The sequence below is a fragment of the Pseudomonas nitroreducens NBRC 12694 genome (assembly GCF_002091755.1).
Lineage (GTDB): Bacteria > Pseudomonadota > Gammaproteobacteria > Pseudomonadales > Pseudomonadaceae > Pseudomonas > Pseudomonas nitroreducens.
Window position 1 is genome coordinate 1 of sequence record NZ_BDAI01000003.1, and the last position, 24176, is coordinate 24176.

Sequence of the window (24176 nt, forward strand, 5' to 3'; positions counted from 1 at the left end):
CCGTACCGTTGGCGCCGGCGTGGTTGCCAAGATCATCGAGTAATCGCTGATCCGCTGCAGAAAAAGGGACCCTTCGGGGTCCCTTTTTCGTTGAGTTGGTTAAATATTGACACCCCCCAGGCGCATCCGTACAATTGCGCCTCCTTTTAACGGGCGGAGTCCGTCCGTTGGGAATGGCAACTTGGAGTCTGAGGTCAAATGCAAAATCAACAAATCCGTATTCGGTTGAAGGCTTTTGATCACCGCCTGATCGACCAATCTACCCAGGAAATCGTGGAAACCGCGAAACGTACTGGCGCTCAGGTGCGTGGTCCGATTCCTCTGCCGACCCGCAAGGAACGTTACACCGTGCTGATTTCCCCGCACGTCAACAAGGACGCTCGTGACCAGTACGAAATTCGTACCCACAAGCGTGTTCTCGACATCGTTCAGCCGACCGACAAAACCGTCGACGCGCTGATGAAGCTCGACCTTGCTGCTGGCGTCGAAGTACAGATCAGCCTCGGCTAATGCCTTCGGCATTGGTCGTGTAACGCTCTGAAATGGGCGGCCATAGCGGGTGAAAGCCCCGTACACTAAAGAGGTTCTAAAGATGACAATTGGTGTTGTCGGTCGTAAGTGCGGCATGACCCGCATCTTCACCGAAGATGGTGTCTCCATTCCGGTCACGGTCATTGAGGTCGAGCCGAATCGCGTCACCCAGTTCAAAAACGAAGAAAGCGATGGCTATCGCGCTGTGCAGGTCACTGCTGGCGAGCGCCGTGCTTCTCGCGTGACCAAGGCGCAAGCCGGTCACTTTGCCAAGGCGAATGTCGCCGCCGGTCGCGGCGTGTGGGAATTCCGTCTGGGCGAAGAGGAGTTCAAGGCAGGCGATTCCATCTCTGTCGATCTGTTCCAGGCAGGCCAGCTGGTAGACGTTACCGGCGAGTCCAAGGGTAAAGGCTTTGCCGGTACCATCAAGCGCTGGAACTTCCGTGGTCAAGATAACACCCACGGTAACTCCGTTTCCCACCGCGTCCCGGGTTCCATCGGCCAGTGCCAGACTCCTGGTCGAGTGTTCAAGGGCAAAAAAATGTCGGGCCACATGGGTGCTGAGCGTGTAACCGTTCAATCCCTTGAGGTCGTGCGTGTCGATGCAGAGCGCAATCTGCTGCTGGTCAAAGGTGCCGTTCCCGGCGCTACCGGTGGTGATGTGCTGGTGCGTCCGGCAGCCAAGGCTCGCGGTTAAGAGAGGAAGCTGAGATGCAACTGAATGTAAATGGCGCTCAGGCGATCGAGGTTTCCGAGCGTACTTTTGGTAGCGAATTCAACGAGACCCTGGTTCACCAGGCAGTCGTCGCCTACATGGCTGGCGGTCGTCAGGGCACCAAGGCTCAGAAGACTCGTTCCGAAGTCTCCGGTGGCGGCAAGAAGCCGTGGCGTCAGAAGGGCACTGGTCGTGCTCGTGCTGGCACCATCCGTAGCCCCATCTGGCGTGGCGGCGGCGCGACTTTCGCAGCCAAGCCCCAGGATCACTCCCAGAAGCTCAACAAGAAGATGTACCGCGCTGCTCTGCGCTCCATCCTCTCTGAGCTGGTTCGTCTGGATCGTCTGGTTGTCGTTGCCGACTTCGCTGTCGACGCACCGAAGACCAAAGGTCTGGTCAGCAAGCTGGAAGGCCTGGGCCTGAAAGATGTACTGATCGTCACCGAAGGCGTCGATGAGAACCTGTACCTGGCAGCTCGCAACCTGGCCCACGTCGATGTACGTGACGTTCAGGCTTCCGATCCGGTCAGCCTCATCGCCTACGACAAGGTGCTGGTCACCGTGTCTGCCGTGAAGAAGTTCGAGGAGCTGCTGGCATGAACCAGGAACGCGTATTCAAAGTGCTGCTGGGCCCGCATATCTCCGAGAAGGCCACCGGCCTGGCGGACGGCAACAGCCAATTCGTTTTCAAGGTTGCCACTGATGCAACCAAGCTGGAAATCAAGAAGGCCGTAGAAAGCCTGTTCGGCGTGAAAGTACGTCGCGTCACCACCCTGAACGTTCAGGGCAAGACCAAGCGTACCGTTCGCGGCCTGGGCAAGCGTAACGACTGGAAAAAAGCGTACATCGCTCTCCAGCCGGGCCAGGATCTCGATTTCGCAGCTGGCGCTGAGTAAAGGGGTGCATCATGGCAATCGTTAAATGCAAACCGACTTCCGCTGGTCGTCGTTTCGTCGTCAAGGTAGTGAACCAGGACCTGCACAAAGGTGCTCCGTTCGCTCCCCTGCTCGAGAAGAAGTCCAAGTCGGGCGGCCGTAACAACAACGGTCGTATCACCACCCGTCATATCGGTGGTGGCCACAAGCAGCACTATCGTCTGGTCGACTTCCGTCGCAACAAGGATGGCATTCCTGCCATCGTTGAACGCGTCGAATACGATCCGAACCGTACTGCTCACATCGCTCTGCTGAAATACGCGGACGGCGAGCGTCGTTACATCATCGCCCCCAAAGGCGTGGTGGCTGGCGATCAACTGATCTCCGGTATCGGCGCTCCGATCAAGGCCGGCAACAACATGCCGCTGCGCAACATCCCGGTGGGTAGCACCATCCACGGTATCGAACTGAAGCCTGGCAAAGGCGCTCAGATCGCTCGCTCCGCTGGCGCTTCGGCTCAGCTGGTTGCCCGTGAAGGTGCCTACGTAACCGTGCGTCTGCGTTCCGGTGAAATGCGCAAAGTCCTGGCTGACTGCCGTGCGACCCTGGGCGAAGTCTCGAACTCCGAGCACAGCCTGCGTTCGCTGGGTAAAGCCGGTGCCAAACGCTGGCGTGGCGTTCGCCCGACCGTTCGTGGTGTTGCCATGAACCCGGTCGACCACCCGCATGGTGGTGGTGAAGGTCGTACCTCTGCTGGTCGTCATCCGGTATCGCCGTGGGGTCTTCAGACCAAGGGTAAGAAGACTCGCGCGAACAAGCGTACCGACAACATGATCGTCCGTCGCCGCAAGTAAATAGAGGGATACGACAGTGCCACGTTCTCTGAAAAAAGGTCCTTTTATCGATCTTCACCTGCTGAAGAAGATCGAAGTGGCGGTGGAAAAGAACGACCGCAAGCCGATCAAGACCTGGTCGCGCCGTTCGATGATTCTGCCGCACATGGTTGGTCTGACCATCGCTGTCCACAACGGCCGTCAACACGTGCCGGTCCTGGTCAACGAAGACATGGTCGGTCACAAACTCGGCGAGTTCGCTGCTACCCGCACTTATCGTGGGCACGCTGCGGACAAGAAAGCCAAGCGTTAAGGGGTAAGGAAGATGGAAGTAGCCGCTAAGCTCTCGGGCGCTCGTATCTCCGCCCAGAAAGCCCGCTTGGTCGCCGACCAGATCCGCGGGAAGAAGGTGGGCGATGCGCTCAACCTCCTGGCTTTCAGCAACAAGAAAGCCGCCGAGATCATGAAGAAAGTGCTGGAGTCGGCCGTTGCCAACGCCGAGCACAACGAAGGCGCCGATGTGGACGATCTCAAAGTCTCCACCGTCTTCGTCAACGAAGGTCGTTCGCTCAAGCGCATCATGCCGCGTGCCAAAGGCCGTGCTGATCGCATCGTCAAGCGGTCTTGCCATATCACTGTCAAGGTTGCGGACAAGTAACGGAGTCGATCAGATGGGTCAGAAAGTACATCCCAATGGCATCCGCCTGGGTATCGTCAAGGAGCACACCTCCGTTTGGTACGCAGATAAGCGCACTTACGCCGATTATCTGTTCGCCGACCTGAAGGTACGTGAGTATCTCCAAGACAAACTAAAAAGCGCGTCCGTAAGCCGTATCGATATCCATCGTCCGGCTCAAACCGCACGCATCACCATCCACACCGCTCGTCCCGGCATCGTGATCGGCAAGAAAGGTGAAGATGTTGAGAAGCTGCGTCAGGACCTGACCAAGCAAATGGGTGTGCCGGTGCACATCAACATCGAAGAGATCCGCAAGCCGGAACTCGACGGTATGCTGGTTGCGCAAAGCGTAGCTCAGCAGCTGGAGCGTCGCGTTATGTTCCGTCGCGCCATGAAGCGCGCCGTACAGAACGCCATGCGCATTGGTGCCAAAGGCATCAAGATCCAGGTAAGCGGTCGTCTGGGCGGCGCTGAAATCGCTCGTACCGAGTGGTATCGCGAAGGTCGTGTGCCCCTGCACACCCTGCGTGCCGACATCGACTACGCAACCTACGAAGCGCACACCACCTACGGTGTGATCGGTGTGAAGGTTTGGATCTTCAAAGGCGAGGTCATTGGTGGCCGCCAGGAAGAGCTGAAGCCCCAAGCGCCCGCTCCTCGTAAAAAAGCTGCTAAGTAAGGAGTACGCAAATGCTGCAACCCAAGCGTACGAAGTTCCGCAAGCAAATGACCGGTCACAACCGTGGCCTGGCTCATCGCGGTTCTAAAGTCAGCTTCGGCGAGTTCGCCCTCAAGGCAACCAGCCGTGGCCGTCTCACCGCGCGTCAGATCGAGTCCGCACGTCGTGCGCTGACCCGTCACGTAAAACGTGGCGGCAAGATCTGGATCCGCGTATTCCCCGACAAGCCTGTTACCAAGAAGCCCCTGGAAGTACGTATGGGTAAAGGTAAGGGTGGCGTCGAGTACTGGGTAGCCCAGATTCAACCGGGCAAGGTCCTGTACGAGATCGAGGGTGTATCCGAAGAGCTGGCGCGTGAGGCATTCGCCCTGGCTGCTGCAAAGCTGCCGCTCGCCACCTCCTTTGTTAAGCGGACGGTGATGTGATGAAAGCGAATGAACTTCGTGAAAAATCCGTTGAGCAGCTGAACGAGCAACTGCTCGGCCTGCTGCGCGACCAGTTCAATCTGCGCATGCAGAAAGCAACTGGCCAGTTGGGGCAGTCTCACCTGCTCTCGCAGGTTAAGCGCGATATCGCTCGCGTGAAAACTGTGCTCAACCAGCAAGCAGGTAAGTAATCATGGCTGAAGCTCAGAAAACCGTCCGTACGCTGACTGGCCGCGTCGTCAGCGACAAGATGGACAAGACCGTTACCGTTCTGATCGAGCGTCGAGTCAAGCACCCGATCTACGGCAAATACGTGAAGCGTTCGACCAAACTGCACGCCCACGACGAAACCAATCAGTGCCGCATTGGTGACCTGGTCACCATTCGCGAAACTCGTCCGCTGGCCAAGACCAAGGCCTGGACCCTGGTTGATGTCGTCGAGCGCGCGGTTGAAGTCTAAGGGTCGGAGATAGAAGATGATTCAGACTCAATCCATGCTCGAAGTCGCTGATAACAGCGGCGCGCGTCGCGTAATGTGCATCAAGGTACTCGGCGGTTCGCACCGCCGTTACGCCGGCATTGGCGACATCATCAAGGTCACCGTCAAGGAAGCGATTCCGCGTGGCAAGGTGAAGAAGGGCCAGGTAATGACTGCCGTGGTCGTTCGCACCAAGCACGGCGTACGTCGTACCGACGGTTCCATCATTCGCTTCGACGGCAACGCCGCCGTCCTGCTGAATAACAAGCAGGAGCCGATCGGCACCCGTATCTTCGGGCCGGTGACTCGTGAACTTCGTACCGAGAAGTTCATGAAGATCGTCTCGCTTGCCCCTGAAGTGCTGTAAGGAGTAGCCGTCATGCAAAAAATTCGTCGTGACGACGAAGTCATCGTCATTGCCGGCAAGGACAAGGGCAAGCGTGGCAAGGTGCTCAAGGTTCTGGCTGACGACCGTCTGGTCGTTGGCGGTGTGAACCTGGTCAAGCGCCACACCAAGCCCAACCCCATGCTCAACCAGCAAGGCGGGATCGTCGAGAAGGAGGCGCCTCTGCACGTCTCCAACGTCGCCATCTTCAACGCTGAAACCAACAAGGCTGACCGCGTTGGTTTCAAAGTCGAAGACGGTAAGAAGATTCGTGTCTTCAAGTCGACCCAGAAACCGGTTCAGGCTTGAGGGAGCTAGGTAGATCACCATGGCACGATTGAAAGAAATTTATCGGAAGGAAATCGCTCCCAAGCTGAAGCAAGAGCTTCAGCTGGCGAACGTGATGGAAGTTCCGCGCGTTACCAAAATCACCCTGAACATGGGTCTTGGCGAAGCTGTCGGCGACAAGAAAGTCATCGAGAGCGCCGTAGCCGATCTGGAAAAGATCGCGGGTCAGAAGCCGGTCGTGACTTACGCTCGTAAGTCCATCGCTGGCTTCAAGATTCGTGAAGGCTGGCCGATCGGTGTGAAAGTCACCCTGCGTGGCGATCGCATGTACGAGTTCCTGGACCGTCTGCTGTCGATCTCTCTGCCGCGCGTGCGTGACTTCCGCGGTCTGAATGCCAAGTCCTTCGACGGCCGTGGCAACTACAGCATGGGCGTCAAAGAGCAGATCATCTTCCCGGAAATCGATTACGACAAGATCGATGCCCTCCGCGGTATGGATATCACTCTGACCACTACCGCGCGTTCGGATGATGAAGGTCGTGCCCTGCTGCGCGCCTTCAAATTCCCGTTCCGCAACTGATTGGAGTAGGACCATGGCTAAAGAGAGCATGAAGAACCGTGAGCTGAAGCGTCAGCGCACGGTAGCCAAGTACGCTAAAAAGCGTGCCGAGCTGAAAGCGATCATCGTTAATCCGAGCACCACTGCGGAAGATCGTTGGAATGCCCAGGTCGCCCTGCAGAAGCAACCGCGTGACGCGAGCGCCAGCCGCCTGCGTAACCGTTGCCGTCTGACCGGTCGTCCGCACGGTTACTACCGCAAGTTCGGCTTGAGCCGTAACAAGCTGCGTGAAGCAGCAATGCGCGGTGACGTACCGGGCCTGGTGAAAGCCAGCTGGTAAGTGCTAGACGGAGTCGGCAACGGCTCCGTTGATCGCTTTGCGAAGCAAGCCCCCTCGTGGGGCTTGATTCGTTTTTGAGCGATCTCTAGAATACCCGGCTCCCCTGAGCCCGGGTTTAGATCGTCCGGTGTTTTGAGGGCGAGTTATGAAGTTGAAGGCTTATCTTTTGTATCAGGAGCATTAAGCCCATGAGTATGCAGGACCCGTTAGCAGACATGCTAACTCGCATCCGTAATGCCCAGATGGCTGAGAAGACCGTCGTGAGCATGCCGTCTTCCAAGCTGAAAGCGGCAGTCGCCAAAGTCCTCAAGGACGAAGGTTACATTGCGGATTTCCAAGTCACCGCCGAGGCCAAGCCTCTGCTGTCGATCGAGCTGAAGTACTTCGAAGGCAAGCCTGTCATCGAGGAAGTGAAGCGAATCAGCCGTCCTGGCCTGCGCCAGTACAAATCCGTAGACCAGCTGCCGAAAGTTCGCGGCGGCCTGGGCGTTTCGATCGTCTCCACCAACAAAGGTGTGATGACTGACCGTGCTGCCCGTGCCGCTGGCGTCGGTGGCGAAGTGCTCTGCACTGTGTTCTAAGGGGAATCAGCATGTCTCGCGTTGCTAAGAACCCCGTCATTCTGCCTGCCGGCGTTGAAATCAAGCTGGCTGGTCAGGAACTTTCGATCAAGGGCGCCAAAGGTGCTCTGGAGCTGAAAGTACATCCGTCCGTCGAAGTCATTCAGGACAACGGTGAGCTGCGTTTCGCTGCGCGTAACGGCGACCAGCAGACCCGTGCCATGGCCGGTACCACCCGCGCTCTGGTCAACAACATGGTGATCGGCGTCAGCCAAGGCTTCGAGCGCAAGCTCCAGCTGGTTGGTGTTGGTTACAAAGCGCAGGCCAAAGGCCAAGTGCTGTCCCTGGCTCTCGGCTTCTCCCACCCGGTTGATTACGAACTGCCTGCCGGCATCGTCGCGGAAACCCCCAGCCAGACCGACATCCTGATCAAGGGTATCGACAAGCAGCTGGTTGGCCAGGTTGCCGCGGAAATCCGCGACTTCCGTCCGCCGGAGCCGTACAAAGGCAAGGGCGTGCGTTACGCCGACGAAGTCGTCCTTCGTAAAGAAGCCAAGAAGAAGTAGGGCATAGCAAATGAGCGTCAAGAAAGAAACCCGTCTGCGCCGCGCTCGCAAGGCTCGCCTGAAGATGCGCGAACTGGAAGCCGTACGCCTCTGCGTGTACCGCTCCTCCCAGCACATCTACGCCCAGGTCATTGCAGCCGACGGCGGCAAGGTCCTGGCCAGCGCCTCGACCCTGGACAAGGAACTGCGCGAAGCTGCCACCGGCAACGTCGACGCAGCCAAGAAAGTTGGTCAACTGGTCGCGGAACGCGCCAAGGCTGCCGGCGTCACTCAGGTGGCGTTCGACCGTTCTGGCTTCAAGTACCACGGTCGTATCAAGGCCCTGGCTGATGCCGCTCGTGAAGGCGGTCTGGAGTTCTAAGTTATGGCAAACAACGATCAAAAGCGCGACGAAGGCTACATCGAGAAGCTGGTTCAAGTGAACCGCGTCGCCAAAACCGTAAAAGGTGGCCGTATCTTCGCCTTCACCGCGCTGACCGTGGTTGGCGATGGCAAGGGCCGTGTTGGCTTCGGTCGTGGCAAGGCGCGTGAAGTGCCGGCCGCTATCCAGAAGGCAATGGAAGCTGCTCGCCGCAACATGATCCAGGTTGATCTGAACGGCACCACCCTGCAGTACCCGACCAAGTCCGCCCATGGCGCCTCCAAGGTGTACATGCAGCCGGCTTCCGAAGGTACCGGCATCATCGCCGGCGGCGCCATGCGTGCTGTCCTGGAAGTGGCTGGTGTGCAGAACGTTCTGGCGAAGTGCTACGGCTCCACCAATCCGGTGAACGTGGTCTACGCAACCTTCAAGGGCCTGAAGAACATGCAGTCCCCTGAGTCGGTAGCGGCCAAGCGTGGCAAGAGCGTCGAGGAGATTCTCTAACCATGGCAACTGTCAAAGTTACCCTGATCAAGAGCCTGAACGGCCGTCTGGCCAATCACAAGGCTTGCGTCAAAGGCCTCGGCCTGCGTCGCATTAATCACACTGTCGAAGTTCAGGACACTCCTGAAAACCGCGGCATGATTAACAAGGCTTACTACCTGCTGCGTGTGGAGGGTTAATCCATGCAACTGAACGATCTGCGTTCCGCGCCGGGTGCCCGTCGCGAAAAGCACCGTCCGGGCCGTGGCATCGGTAGCGGTCTGGGCAAGACCGGTGGCCGTGGTCACAAAGGTCAAACCTCCCGCTCCGGTGGCTCCATCGCTCCGGGCTTCGAGGGTGGTCAGCAACCGCTGCACCGTCGTCTGCCGAAGTTCGGCTTCAACTCGCTGAAAGCCATGGATCGCGCAGAAGTGCGCACTTCCGAACTGGCCAAGGTCGAGGGTGATGTCGTTACCGTGCAGGCCCTGAAGGATGCCAACGTGATTAACCAGAACGTACAGCGTGTGAAAGTCATGCTGTCGGGCGACGTTACTCGCGCGGTCACTCTGAAAGGCATCGGCGCCACCAAGGGCGCTCGTGCGGCTATCGAAGCAGCTGGCGGCAAAATCGAGGACTAAATGGCTAAGCAAGGTGCTCTCTCTGCGCTGAGCAACGGTGGTGGTTTGTCCGAGCTCTGGGCACGTCTGCGTTTCCTGTTCCTGGCGATCATCGTCTATCGGATCGGCGCGCACATCCCAGTCCCGGGCATCAACCCCGATCGCTTGGCGGCACTGTTCCGGCAGAACGAGGGGACCATTCTTAGCCTCTTCAACATGTTTTCCGGCGGCGCGCTGGAGCGCATGAGTATTTTTGCACTGGGGATCATGCCGTACATCTCGGCGTCGATCATCATGCAGCTCATGACCGCTATCAGCCCGCAGCTGGAGCAGTTGAAGAAAGAGGGTGAGTCTGGGCGTCGCAAGATCAGCCAGTACACCCGCTACGCGACTCTCGTCCTGGCACTCGTCCAGGCCATTGGCATGTCCATTGGTCTGGGTAGCCAGGGCGTGGCCTTCTCCAACGACTTCGGCTTCTACTTCGTGTCGGTCACCACCTTCGTGGCGGGTGCACTCTTCATGATGTGGCTGGGTGAGCAGATCACCGAGCGGGGTGTCGGCAACGGCATCTCCATGTTGATCTTCTCCGGTATCGTCGCAGGTCTGCCCCGAGCAATCGGTCAGTCCTTCGAGTCCGCGCGTCAAGGTGACATCAACATCTTCGCCCTGATCGCCATCGGCCTGCTGGCCGTGGCCATCATCGCGTTCGTGGTGTTCATCGAGCGGGGTCAGCGTCGTATCGCCGTGCATTACGCCAAGCGCCAGCAAGGTCGCAAGGTGTTTGCCGCCCAGACCAGCCATTTGCCGCTGAAAGTGAACATGGCGGGTGTAATCCCTGCGATTTTCGCCAGCAGCATCCTGCTGTTCCCGGCATCCCTGGGTGCCTGGTTCGGTCAGTCGGAAGGCCTGGGTTGGCTGCAGGACGTCGCGCAAGCGATCGCGCCTGGTCAGCCGCTGAACATTCTGCTGTTTAGTGCAGGGATCGTCTTCTTCTGCTTCTTCTACACAGCGCTGATGTTCAACCCGAAGGACGTGGCGGAAAACCTCAAGAAGTCCGGTGCATTTATTCCGGGTATTCGTCCGGGTGAACAGTCTGCTCGCTACATCGATGGCGTGCTGACCCGTTTGACCATGTTCGGTGCCCTGTACATGACGGCTGTGTGCCTGCTGCCCCAGTTCCTGGTCGTAGCTGCCCACGTTCCGTTCTACCTTGGCGGGACCTCGTTGCTGATCGTGGTCGTGGTTGTGATGGACTTTATGGCCCAAGTACAATCTCACCTCGTTTCTCACCAGTACGAATCCCTCATGAAGAAAGCCAACCTGAAGGGCTATGGCAGCGGTCTGCTGCGCTGACCCGTAAGGTTCGAGGAGTCACTGATGAAAGTTCGTGCATCGGTTAAGAAGCTGTGCCGCAACTGCAAGATCGTCCGTCGCGAAGGCGTCGTTCGTGTGATCTGCAGCGCGGAGCCGCGTCACAAACAGCGCCAAGGCTGAGTGTGATTCACGCGTGATAGCCCGGCAGCTAGTGTGCTGCCGGGTTGATTATTTGTTTTTACAGCGCTAATATCCGCGCCCTTTCTTGGCTCCCTGGGCGCCGGGTAGCTGTCAATTGGAGTTTTTCTGAATGGCCCGTATTGCAGGCGTAAACATTCCGGATAACAAGCACACTGTTATCTCGCTGACCTACATCTATGGTGTTGGTCGCACTACCGCACAGAGCATCTGTGCAGCCACCGGCATCAGCCCGGCTGTAAAGATCAAAGAGCTGAGCGAAGAGCAGATCGATTCGCTGCGTACCGAAGTGGCCAAGCTGACCACTGAAGGTGACCTGCGTCGCGAAATCAACATGAATATCAAGCGTCTGATGGACCTCGGTTGCTACCGCGGTCTGCGTCATCGTCGTGGTCTGCCGGTTCGCGGTCAGCGTACCAAGACCAACGCGCGCACCCGTAAGGGCCCGCGTAAGCCGATCCGCAAGTAATCGCTTAGGAATATAGTCATGGCAAAACCTGCTGCTCGTCCTCGCAAGAAAGTCAAAAAGACGGTGGTTGATGGGATCGCGCACATCCACGCGTCCTTCAACAACACCATCGTTACCATCACTGATCGTCAGGGCAACGCCCTGTCCTGGGCCACTTCCGGTGGTTCGGGTTTCCGTGGCTCGCGTAAGAGCACTCCGTTCGCTGCCCAGGTAGCGGCCGAGCGTGCCGGCCAGGCTGCTCTGGAATACGGTCTGAAGAACCTTGACGTCAACGTCAAGGGCCCGGGCCCGGGTCGCGAGTCGGCTGTTCGTGCGCTGAATGCCTGCGGTTACAAGATCGCCAGCATCACCGACGTAACCCCGATCCCGCATAACGGCTGCCGTCCGCCGAAAAAGCGTCGCGTGTAATAGGAGACAGTGAGAAATGGCTCGTTACATTGGTCCCAAGTGCAAACTGTCCCGCCGCGAAGGCACTGACCTCTTCCTGAAGAGCGGCGTTCGTGCCCTCGACTCGAAGTGCAAGGCAGAACAAGTTCCCGGCCAGCATGGCCAGCGTCGTGGTCGTCTGTCCGACTACGGTCTGCAGCTGCGCGAGAAACAAAAAGTTCGCCGCATCTACGGCGTTCTGGAACGTCAATTCCGTGGCTACTATCAGGAAGCGTCCCGCCGCAAGGGCTCCACGGGTGAAAACCTGCTGCAGCTGCTTGAGTGCCGTCTGGACAACGTCGTCTACCGTATGGGCTTCGGTTCCACTCGCTCCGAATCCCGTCAGCTGGTGTCCCACAAGACCATCAGCGTCAACGGTCAGACCGTAAACGTGCCGTCCTACCAGGTCAAAGCCGGTGATGTCGTTGCTGTTCGCGAGAAATCGAAGAACCAGCTGCGTATCGCCCAAGCTCTGGACCTGTGCGCCCAGCGCGGTCGCGTTGAGTGGGTCGAAGTGGACACCGACAAGAAAGCCGGCACCTTCAAAAGTGTCCCGGCTCGTGCCGATCTGTCCGCCGACATCAACGAAAACCTGATTGTCGAGCTCTACTCCAAGTAAGGGCTAGAAAATAGGTGCATCCATGCAGAGTTCGGTAAATGAGTTCCTGACCCCCCGCCACATCGATGTGCAGGTGGTCAGCCAAACCCGCGCCAAGATCACTCTCGAGCCTCTCGAGCGTGGTTTCGGCCATACCCTGGGCAACGCGCTGCGTCGCATCCTGTTGTCCTCCATGCCTGGCTGTGCGGTAGTCGAGGCCGAGATCGACGGCGTACTCCACGAGTACTCCGCCATCGAAGGTGTGCAGGAAGATGTCATCGAGATCCTGCTCAACCTGAAAGGCCTGGCCATCAAGCTGCACGGCCGTGACGAAGTGACGCTGACCCTGGCGAAAAAGGGCTCGGGTGTGGTGACCGCTGCCGATATTCAGCTGGATCATGATGTCGAGATCGTCAACGGTGACCATGTTATCGCCCACCTGGCCGATAACGGCGCGCTGAACATGAAGCTGAAAGTCGCTCGTGGCCGTGGCTACGAGCCGGCTGATGCCCGCACCAGCGATGAAGACGAAAGCCGCAGCATTGGCCGTCTTCAGCTCGATGCCTCGTTCAGCCCCGTACGTCGTGTTGCCTACGTGGTCGAGAACGCCCGTGTCGAACAGCGTACCAACCTGGACAAGCTGGTCCTCGATCTGGAAACCAACGGCACCCTGGACCCTGAAGAGGCTATCCGTCGCGCCGCTACCATCCTGCAACAGCAGCTGGCAGCGTTCGTGGACCTCAAAGGCGACAGCGAGCCCGTCGTTGAAGAGCAGGAAGACGAGATCGATCCGATCCTGCTGCGTCCGGTCGATGACCTTGAGCTGACCGTCCGTTCGGCCAACTGCCTGAAGGCAGAGAACATCTACTACATCGGTGACCTGATTCAGCGCACCGAAGTAGAGCTGCTCAAAACGCCGAACCTGGGCAAGAAGTCCCTGACCGAAATCAAGGACGTTCTGGCCTCTCGCGGTCTGTCCCTCGGTATGCGCCTCGATAACTGGCCGCCGGCAAGTCTCAAGAAAGACGACAAGGCTACTGCCTGATCGTCGTAGCTACCGAACGTAAAGTTTGGAAAGGAATTGAACCATGCGCCATCGTAAAAGTGGTCGTCACCTGAGCCGCACCAGCGCGCACCGCAAGGCTATGTTCCAGAACATGGCTGTGTCGCTCTTCGAACACGAACTGATCAAAACCACCCTGCCCAAGGCCAAGGAACTGCGTCGCGTTGCCGAGCCGCTGATCACCCTGGCTAAAGTGGATAGCGTTGCCAACCGTCGTCTCGCTTTCGACCGTACCCGTTCGAAAGAAGCCGTAGGCAAGCTGTTCAACGAACTGGGCAAGCGCTACGCCAACCGCCCGGGCGGCTACCTGCGCATCCTGAAGTGCGGCTTCCGCGCCGGCGACAATGCCCCCATGGCATACGTCGAACTGATTGACCGCGCTGTTGGCGGCCAAGCAGTAGAAGCTGCAGAGTAAGGTTTACGCCTTATAAGAAACCGGGCCTTGTGCCCGGTTTTTTATCGCCTGGAGAAAAGTTTTTATCTATTGATAGGCTCGAATCAATAAATTGGATTATCAAGTCCCTTGTCACCGATCCTTAACGCCGTCGACTTCCACTGCTTGCTGAGCTGGATCAACAGCCGCAATGCCGTTGGAGGCGCTTAATTGTCCGATTGGGATGCCGGGCCGGGCCTTCTGCCTCCGCAGTTTGCCGGCATACAGGCACCCCGCCGTTGAGGAGAGTAACGATGAGTGACAACACCCGTCTGACGACTGCAGCTGGAGCTCCGGTCGCCGATAACCAGAACGTCCAGACCGCCGGCCCGCGGGGCCCGATGCTGCTGCAGGATGTCTGGTTCCTGGAAAAACTGGCGCACTTCGACCGCGAAGTAATCCCTGAGCGCCGCATGCACGCCAAAGGCTCGGCCGCCTATGGCACCTTCACTGTTACTCACGACATCACCCGCTATACCCGCGCCAAGCTGTTCTCCCAGGTCGGCAAGCAGACTCCCCTGTTCCTGCGCTTTTCCACCGTAGCGGGCGAGCGTGGCGCAGCAGACGCCGAGCGCGATATCCGTGGCTTCGCCCTGAAGTTCTACACCGAGGAAGGCAACTGGGACCTGGTCGGCAACAACACCCCGGTCTTCTACTTCCGCGATCCGCTGAAATTTCCCGACCTGAACCACGTGGTGAAGCGCGATCCGCGCACCAACCTGCGCAACGCCACGCTGAAGTGGGACTTCTTCTCGCACCTGCCCGAAGCCCTGCACCAGTTGACCATCGACTTCAGCGACCGTGGCCTGCCGCGCAGCTACCGTCACGTCCATGGCTTTGGTAGCCACACGTTCAGCTTCATCAATGCCAGCAACGAACGCTTCTGGGTCAAGTTCCACTTCAAGACCCAGCAGGGCATCGAGAACCTGAGCAATGAGGAAGCGGCGAAACTGGTCGGCGCCGACCGCGAGAGCTCCCAGCGCGACCTGTATGACGCCATCGAGCGCGGCGACTTCCCGCGCTGGAAAATGTACGTACAGGTGATGCCGGAGAAGGAAGCGGCGACTTACCGCTACAACCCGTTCGACCTGACCAAGGTCTGGCCGCACGGCGACTACCCGTTGATCGAGGTGGGGTACTTCGAGCTCAATCGCAACCCGGCGAACTACTTCGCCGAAGTCGAGCAGTCGGCATTCTCTCCGGCAAACATCGTTCCTGGCATCGGTTTCTCGCCGGACAAGATGCTCCAGGGTCGCCTGTTTTCCTACGGCGATGCACACCGCTATCGCCTGGGCGTGAACCACCACCAGATCCCGGTGAACGCTGCGCGTAACAACCCGCGCATCTATCACCGCGACGGCGCCATGCGGGTGGACGGCAACAACGGCGACATGACTGTCAGCTACGAGCCGAACAGCTTCAACCAGTGGCAGGAGCAGCCGGACTATTCCGAGCCGCCGCTGACCCTGGAAGGCAGTGCGGATCACTGGAACCACCGCGTTGACGATGACTACTACAGCCAGCCGGCGGCGTTGTTCCGCCTGTTCGACGAAGCCCAGCGGCAGCGGCTGTACGAGAACATTGCTGGCGATATGGCAGGCGTGCCGGAAGCGATCCAGCGCCGTCAGCTCGCGCTGTTCTCCAACATCGATCCGGCCTACGGCGAGGGTGTCGCCAAGGCTCTCGGCTTGAAGCTGGACTAAGCTCAACCCGATCCACCAACCGCCCTCTTCGGAGGGCGGTTGCGTTTCCGGTGCTTGACCCCGGTCATGGCCAGTCGCGACCATAGCGCCGTTTAATTCGCTGTCACGTCCCAGGGAGAAGGCTGATGCAAGGCCACGCCGAGGTTATCGATTATCTCAACACGCTGCTGACCGGTGAGCTGGCCGCTCGCGACCAGTATTTCATCCACTCGCGCATGTACGAGGATTGGGGCTTCAGCAAACTCTACGAGCGTCTCAACCACGAGATGGAAGAGGAAACTCAGCACGCCGATGCGTTGCTGCGTCGCATCCTCCTGCTCGAAGGCACCCCGCGCATGCGCCCGGACGACATTCACCCGGGCAAGACCGTGCCGGAAATGCTGGAAGCCGACCTGAAGCTGGAGCGCCATGTGCGCGCTGCGCTGGCTAAGGGCATTGCGCTGTGCGAGAAGCACAAGGACTTCGTCACCCGCGATATCCTGCGCGTGCAGTTGACCGATACCGAGGAAGATCACGCCTACTGGCTGGAGCAGCAACTCGGCCTGATCGCCAAGATGGGCCTGGAGAACTACCTGCAGTCGCAGCTCTGATTCGCCAGCCGTAAAGAAAAAGCCCCTGCGCTGATCGGCGACAGGGGCTTTTTCATACCGGCGCTGATCAGGCCCGGTCGCGCTCCAGCAGCGGCTTGAGGAAGTGCCCGGTGTGCGACACCGCCAGCTCCGCGACCTGCTCCGGCGTGCCGGTGGCGATGATCTGGCCGCCCTTGGAGCCGCCCTCGGGGCCGAGGTCGACCAGCCAGTCGGCGGTCTTGATCACGTCCAGGTTGTGCTCGATGACGACCACTGTGTTGCCGTGGTCGCGCAGGCGGTGCAGCACGTCGAGCAGTTGCTGGATATCCGCGAAGTGCAGGCCGGTGGTCGGCTCGTCGAGGATGTACAGGGTCTTGCCGGTATCGCGCTTGGACAGCTCGCGGGACAGCTTGACCCGCTGTGCCTCGCCGCCGGACAGCGTGGTCGCGCTCTGGCCGAGCTTGATGTACGACAGGCCGACGTCCATCAGCGTCTGCAGCTTGCGGGCGATGGCGGGGACGGCGTCGAAGAACGCGCGGGCGTCCTCGATGGTCATGTCCAGCACCTCGGTGATGCTCTTGCCCTTGTAGCGGACTTCCAGCGTCTCGCGGTTGTAGCGCTTGCCCTTGCAGACGTCGCAGGGGACGTAGATGTCCGGCAGGAAGTGCATCTCCACCTTGATCACGCCATCGCCCTGGCAGGCCTCGCAGCGGCCGCCCTTGACGTTGAACGAGAAGCGCCCCGGGCCGTAGCCGCGCGAACGGGCCTCCGGCACGCCGGCGAACAGTTCGCGGATCGGCGTGAACAGCCCGGTGTAGGTCGCCGGGTTGGAGCGCGGGGTGCGGCCGATCGGGCTCTGGTCGATGTCCACCACCTTGTCCAGGTGCTGCAGACCGTCGAACGAGTCGTAGGGCGCCACTTCCAGGGTGGTCGCGCCGTTGAGCGCGGTGGCGGTGATCGGGAACAGGGTGTTGTTGATCAGCGTCGACTTGCCCGAGCCGGAAACGCCGGTGATGCAGGTGAACAGGCCGACCGGGATTTCCAGGTTGACGTTCTGCAGGTTGTTGCCGCGCGCGCCCTTGAGCTTGAGCAACTGCTTCTTGTTGCGCGGGGTGCGTTCTGCGGGCACGACGATCTTGGTGCGGCCGGACAGATAGGCGCCGGTGACCGAGTCCGGATGGTCCATGACCTGCTGCGGTGTGCCCTCGGCGACGATCTGCCCGCCGTGTACGCCGGCACCCGGGCCGATGTCCACGACATAGTCGGCGAGGCGGATGGCGTCCTCGTCGTGCTCGACCACGATCACCGTGTTGCCCAGGTTGCGCAGGTGGGTGAGGGTGCCCAGCAGGCGCTCGTTGTCGCGCTGGTGCAGGCCGATGGAAGGTTCGTCGAGGATGTACATGACGCCCACCAGGCCGGCGCCGATCTGGCTGGCCAGGCGGATGCGCTGGGCCTCGCCGCCGGAGAGGGTGTCGGCGCTGCGGTCCAGGGTCAGGTAGTCGAGGCCGACGTTGACCAGGAACTGCAGGCGCTCGCGGATCTCCTTGAGAATCTTCGAGGCAATCTCGCCACGGCGACCGGTCAGGGTCAGGCTCTCTGCGTATTCACAGGCGGTGCCCACCGGCATCGAAGTGATCGCTGGCAGCGTCTTGTCGCCGACCCACACGTGGCGTGCTTCGCGGCGCAGGCGAGTGCCGTGGCAGTCCGGGCAGGGCTGGGTGCTGAGGAACTTGGCCAGTTCCTCGCGCACGGTGGCCGACTCGGTTTCGCGGTAGCGACGTTCCAGGTTCGGCAGGATGCCTTCGAACGGGTGCGCGCGCTTGACGATGTCGCCGCGGTCGTTGAGGTAGCGGAATTCGACGTTCTCGCGGCCCGAACCATTGAGGATGAACTTCTGGTGGTCCGGGTCGAGATCCTGGAAGGGCTCTTCCAGGCTGAAACCGAAGTGCCCGGCCAGGGAACCGAGCATCTGGAAGTAGTAGACGTTGCGCCGGTCCCAGCCGCGGATCGCGCCTTCGGCCAGGGTCAGTTCACCATTGACCACACGCCGCGCGTCGAAGAACTGCTTCACGCCCAGGCCATCGCAGGTCGGGCAGGCGCCGGCCGGGTTGTTGAAGGAGAACAGCTTGGGTTCCAGCTCGCTGATGGAGTGGCCGCAGATCGGGCAGGCGAAGCGCGCGGAGAAGATCATCTCCTCGCCTTCTTCATCATCCATCGGTGCGACTAGCGCGATGCCATCGGCCAGGTTGATCGCCGTCTCGAAGGACTCGGCCAGGCGCTGCTGCAAATCACCGCGTACCTTGAAGCGGTCGACCACGATGTCGATGGAGTGCTTGAGCTTCTTGTCCAGCTTCGGCACTTCGTCCAGCTCGTAGAGCTTGCCGTCGACGCGGGCGCGGACGAAACCCTGGGCACGCATCTCGTCGAATACTGCCAGGTGCTCGCCCTTGCGTTCGCGGATCACCGGTGCCAGCAACATCAGCTTGCGGCCTTCGGGCAGCGCCAGTACCTGGTCGACCATCTGGCTGACGGTCTGTGCTTCCAGCGGGATGTCATGGTCCGGGCAGCGCGGAATACCCACGCGCGCATAGAGCAGGCGCAGGTAGTCGTAGATCTCGGTGATGGTGCCGACGGTGGAGCGCGGGTTGTGGGAGGTGGACTTCTGCTCGATGGAGATCGCCGGCGACAGGCCTTCGATGGTGTCGACGTCGGGCTTTTCCATCATCGAGAGGAACTGCCGGGCATAGGCAGACAGGGATTCCACGTAACGGCGCTGGCCCTCGGCGTAGAGCGTGTCGAAAGCCAGGGAAGACTTGCCGGAACCGGACAGGCCGGTGATCACGATCAACTTGTCGCGCGGCAGGGTCAGGTCGATGTTCTTCAGGTTGTGGGTACGTGCCCCACGGATGAGGATCTTGTCCACTACGGCCTCGCTTGGCGGGCGAAAACAAATGAGTATACGGGGCGGGGTCGGCACGCGGCAAAGTGGCGCGTGTGTTCGCTTGGACTCCGGGGCTGCTAGAATGCGCGGCTATTTTTCGGCGTTGGCGACAATCGGCCCTGCAAGGCCTGGGTGGCGCGGCGCCACGGGGGCAATTCAGCGCACTCCCGTTTTTCGTCTTTCCATGAGGGGCCTATGCACGATTCCCACACTGAGCGCATGAGTGGCACCGAAACCCGCGCGGCCGCCGGCCTGTCCCTGGTCTTCGCGTTCCGCATGCTCGGCATGTTCATGGTCCTGCCGGTGCTCGCCACCTATGGCCAGGACCTGGCCGGCGCCACCCCGGCACTGATCGGCCTGGCCATCGGCGCCTACGGCCTGACCCAGGCGATCCTGCAGATCCCGCTGGGCACCTTGTCCGACCGCATCGGCCGCCGGCCGATCATCATCGTCGGCCTGCTGGTGTTCGCCGCCGGCGCCGCGCTGGCGGCCAACGCCGATTCCATCTGGGGCATCATCGCCGGCCGCGTCCTGCAGGGTGCCGGGGCGATTTCCGCGGCGGTGATGGCGATGCTTTCCGACCTCACCCGCGAGCAGCACCGCACCAAGGCCATGGCGATGATCGGCATGAGCATCGGCGTGTCCTTCGCCGTGGCGATGGTTGCCGGCCCCGTGCTGACCCACTGGTTCGGCCTGCACGGGCTGTTCTGGTTCACCGCCGGCATGGCCCTGGTGGGCATGCTGATCATCCTGTTCTTCGTGCCAACGCCTGACCACCGCATGCAGCATCGCGAGTCGAGCGTGGCCAAGCAGTCGCTGCTGCCGACCCTGAAGAACGGCGAACTGCTGCGCCTGGACGCCGGCATCCTGGTGCTGCACGCGATCCTCATGGCCAGCTTCGTCGCGCTGCCGCTGGCACTGGTCGAGCGCGCCGGGCTGCCCAAGGAAGAACACTGGTGGGTCTACCTGACCGCGCTGCTGGTGGGCTTCTTCGGCATGGTGCCGTTCATCATCTACGCCGAGAAGAAGCGCCAGATGAAGCGCGTACTGGCCGGCGCCGTGGCAACCCTGATGCTCTGCGAACTGTTCTTCTGGGAGTTCGGCAACAGCCTCAAGGAACTGGTGTTCGGCATCATCGTCTACTTCACCGCGTTCAACCTGCTGGAGGCCTCGCTGCCCTCGCTGGTGAGCAAGGTGTCGCCGGCCGGTGGCAAGGGCACGGCGATGGGCGTGTACTCCACCAGCCAGTTCCTCGGCGCCGCCGTGGGCGGCATCCTCGGCGGCTGGATGTACCAGCACGGCGGGCTCGACGGGGTGTTCATCGGCTGCGCGGTGCTGGCTGCCCTCTGGCTGGCGATTGCTGTTACCATGCGCGAACCGCCTTATGTAACGAGTATTCGCCTGCCTTTGTCCGACGAGGCCCTGCGCGATGCTTCGTTGGCTGAGCGTTTCAAGGCATTGCCCGGTGTGAGCGATGTGATGGTGGTCGCTGAAGAAGCGGCCGCTTATGTCAAAGTGGATTCCCAACAAGTGGATCGCACGTCCCTCGAGCGCCTCGCCGGTGCCGAGCAGGCGACGTGCTGAAGCCTTTAGGAGAGCGTCATGGCCCGTGGGGTTAACAAAGTCATTCTGGTAGGTAACGTCGGTGGCGATCCGGAAACCCGTTACATGCCCAACGGCAACGCGGTGACCAACGTCACCCTGGCCACCAGCGAGAGCTGGAAGGACAAGCAGACCGGCCAGCAGCAGGAGCGTACCGAGTGGCACCGCGTGGTGTTCTTCGGTCGCCTGGCGGAGATCGTCGCCGAGTACGTGCGCAAGGGCTCGCAGATCTACGTCGAAGGCAGCCTGCGCACTCGCAAGTGGCAGGGCCAGGACGGTCAGGACAAGTACACCACCGAGATCGTGGTCGACATCAACGGCAACATGCAGCTGCTCGGCGGCCGTCCGGGCGCCGGTGGTGACGATGCTCCGCGCGCTCCCCGCGAGCCGCAGCAGCGTCCGCAGCAGGCCCAGCGTCCTGCGCCGCAGCAGCAGTCCCAGCCCGCGCCGCAACCGGCTCCGGACTACGACAGCTTCGACGACGATATTCCGTTCTGATCCGAACGATTCGTCTCCCAAGAGCGCAGCCTTCGAGCTGCGCTTTTGCGTTTCTGGGACGCTCGTTTTGGCGAATGTTCGTAAAAGTCTTTCTCGGTGGCGACTATTTAATTAGCTAGCTAACTGAATGATTCTGGAGCTGCCTTGATGTACGGCAAAACCGGAGAAGAAAAGACATGAGCATTACAGTGACCGAGCGTGACGACGACCATAAATCCCGCGAGTTCCGCGCCCATGGAGGGCGTTGCTGGGATGTGTACCAGGAAGGCCTGCTGGTCGGCATCTTCCACAGCGAGAGCGAGGCGCAAGCCTATCGCGTCGCCCTGGAGTTGGAGACGCGCTACCGCCACGCGGCAGAGTTCTAGAAAGCAAAAAGCCCCGTGGCGACGGCCGCGCCACGGGGCGTGTGAGTCCTGAATCCCTACAAAAAACATCCGCGTGCGCAGGCAATGCGGAGGTTCTGGGGAAACCGCCCGGCGAACCGGGCGGCAGGCGATCAGAACTGGTAGTTCACCGTCGCGGTGACGTTGCGCTTCTCGCCGAAGTAGCAGAAGTCCAGGCTGTAGCAGGACGCGACGTAATCCTTGTCCAGCAGGTTGTTGGCGTTGAGGCTGACATCCAGGCCCTTCAGGCCGACGCGGGAAAGGTCGTAGCCGATGCGCGCATCCAGCAGGGTGTAGTCCGGCACGCGCAGGGTGTTTTCCTTGTCCGCCCAGGTCTCGCCGACGTAGCGGGCGCCGCCGCCGAGGCTCAGGCCATCCAGCGGGCCGGCGTTGAAGCCGTAGTCGGCCCACAGCGAGGCCATGTGCTTGGGCGCCTGGTTCGGGGTGTGGCCCTGGTTGCCGTCCAGCGACTTGGTGTAGGTGATGTCGGTGTAGGTGTAGCTGCCGAGCAGCTTGAGGTTGTCGGTGACCTGGGTGTGGGCTTCCAGCTCGAAGCCCTGGGAACGCACTTCGCCCACGGAGGTGTAGAAGTTGTCCTGCGGCTCCTTCGACGCGACGTTCTCCTGGGTGATGTGGAAGACCGATGCGGTGTACAGGCTGCGGCTGCCCTCGGGCTGGAACTTCAGGCCGGCTTCCCACTGCTTGCCCTCGGTCGGTTCCAGCGGTGTACCGGACTGGTCGGAGTAGGCGTTGGGGTTGAACGACTCGGAGTAGCTGATGTACGGCGCGATACCGTTGTCGAACAGGTACAGCGCGCCGAGGCGGCCGGTGAACTTCTTCCAGTCGTCGTCGGCCTTGCTGCCGGTGCTGCGATTCTTGTCCTCGACGGTCACCCAGTCCTCCCGCATGCCCAGCGAGAAGCGCCAGTTGTCGATGTCGATCAGGTCCTGCAGGTAGACGCCGGTCTGCTCGAGGCGACGGGTATGGTTGTCGTCGGGGTAGTAGCTGATGGCGTCGTTGCCGTAGTGCGGGTGGAAGGCGTCCAGCGGTTGCGCCGAGCCCGAGCGCCAGTCCACGGTGGTGCGACGCTTCTGGTAGTCCAGGCCCATCAGCAGGGTGTGCTTGGCGGCGCCGGTGTTGAACTCGGCCTGGGCCATGTTATCGATGATGTACGCCTGCAGGTGCTCGCTGGCGCCGGAGAAGTAGCGGTTCAGGGTGTTCTCGTCAGGCGCGGTCCAGCCGTACGCATAGACCTGGGAGAGGTCGACGTCGGAGTGCAGGTAGCGGAAGTTCTGCCGCGCGGTCCAGACGTCGTCGAAGCGGTGCTCCAGCTGGTAGCCGAACATGCGCTGCGTGCGGTCGAAGTCGTCCTTGCTCGGCTCGCCGTCGAAGAATTCGCGGGAGATCTTCTGGCCATTGTGGTGGAACAGCGCGCCATCCGCCGGCACGCCGCCGTGGTAGCCGCCGTTCGGGTCGTGCTGCAGGTAGCCCCGCAGGGTCAGCGTGGTGTCGTCGGTGAAGTCGATGGCCAGGGTCGGGGCGATGGCGTAGCGCTCTTCCTTGACGTGGTCGAACTGGGTGTCCGAACCCTTGCCCAGGCCGACCAGGCGGTAGGCGATGCGCTTCTCTTCATCCAGTGGGCCGCTGAAGTCGAAGCCCATTTCCTTCTGGCCCATGTTGCCGACGGTGCCGGTGATCTGGTGGTAATCCTCGTACAGCGGCTTCTTGCTGGTCAGCGCCACCAGCCCGCCCGGAAGACTGCGGCCGTAAAGCACCGAGGACGGGCCCTTGAGCACATCGATGCGCTCAAGGAAGTACGGGTCGATCTGCATCGAGCTGAAGGTGCCGCTGTCGCCCATGGCCTTCAGGCCGTCGAGGTAGATGTTGTCAACGCTGTTGTCGGCGAAGCCGCGCATGACGATGTAGTCGTAGCGGTTCGAGGCGCCGACCTGGCCGGTGAAGATACCGGGGGTGTAGCGGATCGCCTGCTGCACGGTCTTCGACGCGGTGTCGTCGATCTGCTCGCGGGTGATCACCGAGACGCTCTGGCTGGTTTCCAGCAGGGACTTGGAGGTCTTGGTGGCGATCTGGCTGTGGGTTGCCAGGTAGCCGTCTTCCTCGCCCAGTGCGTTGCCCAGGGCGAATACGTCGCTGGACGGCATGGCCAGCACGTCGGTCGGTGCGGCCGGGCGCAGCACGTAGTTGCCGTTGCCCTGGTCCACGGCCTCCAGCGGAGTGTCCGCCAGCAGGCGCCCGAGGCCCTGGTCCACCGAGTAGGTGCCGTTCAGCCCCGCCGAATTCAGCCCGCGTGTCTGCTCCGGGGTTGCCGACAGGGTGATCCCCGCTTCGCGGGCGAAGGCGTTCAGTACCTCGCCCAGCGGGCCGGCCGGGATGGCATAGGCGCGGCTGCTGGTGATGGCGGCGCCGTCTTCGGCGAAGGCGGTCAGCGGCAGGCTGGCGCCGAGGCTGGCGCACAGCAGCGCGCCACGCACGGCATGGGCCAGGCGGCTGGCGCGGGGCAGGGCGGGGGAGGCGGTCGGGGTGTGGACGGCTCGCATGGAGGGGCTTCCGTGGACAGGGGAATGATCGGGTTATTCCTCCTTGCC

The 24176-nt window shown here is 60.8% G+C and carries 35 protein-coding genes; 33 read left to right on the top strand and 2 right to left on the bottom strand.

Translation table 11 applies throughout. The features are described 5' to 3' along the window. Positions 1-198: 198 nt before the first annotated feature. The 30 genes from rpsJ (at position 199) to bfr (ending at position 16167) form a co-directional block, all read left to right on the top strand. A complete protein-coding gene (gene rpsJ / locus PNI01S_RS09045) occupies positions 199-510 on the top strand; it encodes a 30S ribosomal protein S10 (protein ID WP_003243886.1) in 312 nt (103 codons plus the stop codon). 82 nt (positions 511-592) lie between these two features. Continuing rightward, entirely contained in the window at positions 593-1228 is a 636-nt protein-coding gene (rplC, locus tag PNI01S_RS09050) for a 50S ribosomal protein L3 (protein ID WP_024767389.1), read from the top strand. A gap of 14 nt (positions 1229-1242) precedes the next feature. Beyond that, on the top strand, positions 1243-1845 hold the full coding sequence (gene rplD / locus PNI01S_RS09055) for a 50S ribosomal protein L4 (RefSeq protein ID WP_017521904.1): 603 nt from the start codon (positions 1243-1245) through the stop codon (positions 1843-1845). Continuing rightward, positions 1842-2141, top strand: coding sequence for a 50S ribosomal protein L23 (rplW, locus tag PNI01S_RS09060; protein ID WP_015475322.1), 300 nt, complete (start codon positions 1842-1844; stop codon positions 2139-2141). The genes rplD and rplW overlap by 4 nt, the downstream gene beginning before the upstream one ends. Positions 2142-2152: 11 nt before the next feature. Then, positions 2153-2974 carry a 50S ribosomal protein L2 gene (gene rplB / locus PNI01S_RS09065; RefSeq protein ID WP_024767388.1) on the top strand — a complete coding sequence of 274 codons (822 nt, stop codon included), beginning with the start codon at positions 2153-2155 and terminating at the stop codon, positions 2972-2974. A 16-nt stretch (positions 2975-2990) separates the two neighbouring features. Then, positions 2991-3266 (top strand): 30S ribosomal protein S19, encoded by a 276-nt coding sequence (gene rpsS / locus PNI01S_RS09070; protein WP_015475324.1) that lies wholly within the window; start codon positions 2991-2993, stop codon positions 3264-3266. Positions 3267-3278: 12 nt separating this feature from the next. Further along, positions 3279-3611, top strand: a complete 333-nt coding sequence (gene rplV, locus PNI01S_RS09075; protein ID WP_015475325.1) for a 50S ribosomal protein L22 — start codon at positions 3279-3281, stop codon at positions 3609-3611. Positions 3612-3624: 13 nt separating this feature from the next. After that, the gene (gene rpsC / locus PNI01S_RS09080) at positions 3625-4311 is read left to right on the top strand and encodes a 30S ribosomal protein S3 (RefSeq protein ID WP_024767387.1); all 687 of its coding nucleotides are present in this window, start codon (positions 3625-3627) and stop codon (positions 4309-4311) included. An 11-nt stretch (positions 4312-4322) separates the two neighbouring features. Further along, positions 4323-4736, top strand: coding sequence for a 50S ribosomal protein L16 (gene rplP / locus PNI01S_RS09085; RefSeq protein ID WP_009617163.1), 414 nt, complete (start codon positions 4323-4325; stop codon positions 4734-4736). Beyond that, positions 4736-4927, top strand: a complete 192-nt coding sequence (gene rpmC, locus PNI01S_RS09090; RefSeq protein ID WP_003093720.1) for a 50S ribosomal protein L29 — start codon at positions 4736-4738, stop codon at positions 4925-4927. The genes rplP and rpmC overlap by 1 nt, the downstream gene beginning before the upstream one ends. A gap of 2 nt (positions 4928-4929) precedes the next feature. After that, entirely contained in the window at positions 4930-5196 is a 267-nt protein-coding gene (rpsQ, locus tag PNI01S_RS09095; protein ID WP_024767386.1) for a 30S ribosomal protein S17, read from the top strand. Between the two features lie 16 nt (positions 5197-5212). After that, positions 5213-5581: a 50S ribosomal protein L14 gene (rplN, locus tag PNI01S_RS09100; RefSeq protein WP_017521901.1), complete on the top strand. Its 369-nt coding sequence runs from the start codon at positions 5213-5215 to the stop codon at positions 5579-5581. Between the two features lie 12 nt (positions 5582-5593). Next, positions 5594-5908 carry a 50S ribosomal protein L24 gene (gene rplX / locus PNI01S_RS09105; protein ID WP_024767385.1) on the top strand — a complete coding sequence of 105 codons (315 nt, stop codon included), beginning with the start codon at positions 5594-5596 and terminating at the stop codon, positions 5906-5908. 19 nt (positions 5909-5927) lie between these two features. Continuing rightward, complete coding sequence (gene rplE, locus PNI01S_RS09110) at positions 5928-6467, top strand: 50S ribosomal protein L5 (RefSeq protein WP_017521899.1); 540 nt, start codon at positions 5928-5930, stop codon at positions 6465-6467. Positions 6468-6480: 13 nt separating this feature from the next. Continuing rightward, on the top strand, positions 6481-6786 hold the full coding sequence (rpsN, locus tag PNI01S_RS09115) for a 30S ribosomal protein S14 (protein WP_024767384.1): 306 nt from the start codon (positions 6481-6483) through the stop codon (positions 6784-6786). 188 nt (positions 6787-6974) lie between these two features. Further along, entirely contained in the window at positions 6975-7367 is a 393-nt protein-coding gene (gene rpsH, locus PNI01S_RS09120; protein WP_015475331.1) for a 30S ribosomal protein S8, read from the top strand. Positions 7368-7378: 11 nt separating this feature from the next. Beyond that, positions 7379-7912, top strand: coding sequence for a 50S ribosomal protein L6 (rplF, locus tag PNI01S_RS09125; RefSeq protein WP_015475332.1), 534 nt, complete (start codon positions 7379-7381; stop codon positions 7910-7912). A 10-nt stretch (positions 7913-7922) separates the two neighbouring features. Next, positions 7923-8273 carry a 50S ribosomal protein L18 gene (gene rplR, locus PNI01S_RS09130; protein WP_017521897.1) on the top strand — a complete coding sequence of 117 codons (351 nt, stop codon included), beginning with the start codon at positions 7923-7925 and terminating at the stop codon, positions 8271-8273. 3 nt (positions 8274-8276) lie between these two features. Continuing rightward, positions 8277-8777 carry a 30S ribosomal protein S5 gene (gene rpsE, locus PNI01S_RS09135; RefSeq protein WP_009617173.1) on the top strand — a complete coding sequence of 167 codons (501 nt, stop codon included), beginning with the start codon at positions 8277-8279 and terminating at the stop codon, positions 8775-8777. A gap of 2 nt (positions 8778-8779) precedes the next feature. Further along, positions 8780-8956: a 50S ribosomal protein L30 gene (gene rpmD, locus PNI01S_RS09140; protein ID WP_009617174.1), complete on the top strand. Its 177-nt coding sequence runs from the start codon at positions 8780-8782 to the stop codon at positions 8954-8956. Between the two features lie 3 nt (positions 8957-8959). Next, the gene (rplO, locus tag PNI01S_RS09145; RefSeq protein WP_017521896.1) at positions 8960-9394 is read left to right on the top strand and encodes a 50S ribosomal protein L15; all 435 of its coding nucleotides are present in this window, start codon (positions 8960-8962) and stop codon (positions 9392-9394) included. Beyond that, positions 9395-10726 carry a preprotein translocase subunit SecY gene (secY, locus tag PNI01S_RS09150; protein WP_024767080.1) on the top strand — a complete coding sequence of 444 codons (1332 nt, stop codon included), beginning with the start codon at positions 9395-9397 and terminating at the stop codon, positions 10724-10726. Between the two features lie 24 nt (positions 10727-10750). Next, positions 10751-10867, top strand: a complete 117-nt coding sequence (rpmJ, locus tag PNI01S_RS09155) for a 50S ribosomal protein L36 (protein ID WP_014854209.1) — start codon at positions 10751-10753, stop codon at positions 10865-10867. A gap of 130 nt (positions 10868-10997) precedes the next feature. Beyond that, positions 10998-11354 (top strand): 30S ribosomal protein S13, encoded by a 357-nt coding sequence (rpsM, locus tag PNI01S_RS09160; protein ID WP_024767079.1) that lies wholly within the window; start codon positions 10998-11000, stop codon positions 11352-11354. 18 nt (positions 11355-11372) lie between these two features. Then, positions 11373-11762, top strand: a complete 390-nt coding sequence (rpsK, locus tag PNI01S_RS09165; RefSeq protein WP_003093689.1) for a 30S ribosomal protein S11 — start codon at positions 11373-11375, stop codon at positions 11760-11762. A 16-nt stretch (positions 11763-11778) separates the two neighbouring features. Further along, complete coding sequence (gene rpsD, locus PNI01S_RS09170) at positions 11779-12399, top strand: 30S ribosomal protein S4 (protein WP_017521893.1); 621 nt, start codon at positions 11779-11781, stop codon at positions 12397-12399. A gap of 22 nt (positions 12400-12421) precedes the next feature. Then, positions 12422-13423: a DNA-directed RNA polymerase subunit alpha gene (locus PNI01S_RS09175; protein ID WP_024767078.1), complete on the top strand. Its 1002-nt coding sequence runs from the start codon at positions 12422-12424 to the stop codon at positions 13421-13423. A gap of 43 nt (positions 13424-13466) precedes the next feature. Then, entirely contained in the window at positions 13467-13856 is a 390-nt protein-coding gene (gene rplQ, locus PNI01S_RS09180; RefSeq protein WP_015475338.1) for a 50S ribosomal protein L17, read from the top strand. Between the two features lie 272 nt (positions 13857-14128). After that, positions 14129-15577 (top strand): catalase KatA, encoded by a 1449-nt coding sequence (gene katA, locus PNI01S_RS09185; RefSeq protein WP_084357969.1) that lies wholly within the window; start codon positions 14129-14131, stop codon positions 15575-15577. A 125-nt stretch (positions 15578-15702) separates the two neighbouring features. After that, positions 15703-16167: a bacterioferritin gene (gene bfr / locus PNI01S_RS09190; protein WP_024767076.1), complete on the top strand. Its 465-nt coding sequence runs from the start codon at positions 15703-15705 to the stop codon at positions 16165-16167. A 67-nt stretch (positions 16168-16234) separates the two neighbouring features. On the opposite strand, the gene uvrA is transcribed toward bfr, so the two are convergent. Then, positions 16235-19069 carry an excinuclease ABC subunit UvrA gene (gene uvrA / locus PNI01S_RS09195; protein WP_054906705.1) on the bottom strand — a complete coding sequence of 945 codons (2835 nt, stop codon included), beginning with the start codon at positions 19067-19069 and terminating at the stop codon, positions 16235-16237. A gap of 213 nt (positions 19070-19282) precedes the next feature. Here uvrA and PNI01S_RS09200 point away from each other — a divergent pair, with 213 nt between their 5' ends. The 3 genes from PNI01S_RS09200 to PNI01S_RS09210 all read left to right on the top strand — a co-directional run bounded on the left by PNI01S_RS09200 (position 19283) and on the right by PNI01S_RS09210 (position 21552). Beyond that, positions 19283-20671: an MFS transporter gene (locus PNI01S_RS09200; protein ID WP_024767075.1), complete on the top strand. Its 1389-nt coding sequence runs from the start codon at positions 19283-19285 to the stop codon at positions 20669-20671. Between the two features lie 18 nt (positions 20672-20689). Further along, the gene (gene ssb / locus PNI01S_RS09205) at positions 20690-21187 is read left to right on the top strand and encodes a single-stranded DNA-binding protein (RefSeq protein ID WP_017521888.1); all 498 of its coding nucleotides are present in this window, start codon (positions 20690-20692) and stop codon (positions 21185-21187) included. A 176-nt stretch (positions 21188-21363) separates the two neighbouring features. Continuing rightward, positions 21364-21552 (top strand): hypothetical protein, encoded by a 189-nt coding sequence (locus tag PNI01S_RS09210; protein ID WP_024767074.1) that lies wholly within the window; start codon positions 21364-21366, stop codon positions 21550-21552. 131 nt (positions 21553-21683) lie between these two features. Here the strand turns inward: PNI01S_RS09210 and PNI01S_RS09215 are convergent, their stop codons facing one another. After that, on the bottom strand, positions 21684-24128 hold the full coding sequence (locus tag PNI01S_RS09215; protein WP_084357971.1) for a TonB-dependent siderophore receptor: 2445 nt from the start codon (positions 24126-24128) through the stop codon (positions 21684-21686). Between the last annotated feature and the right edge of the window lie 48 nt (positions 24129-24176).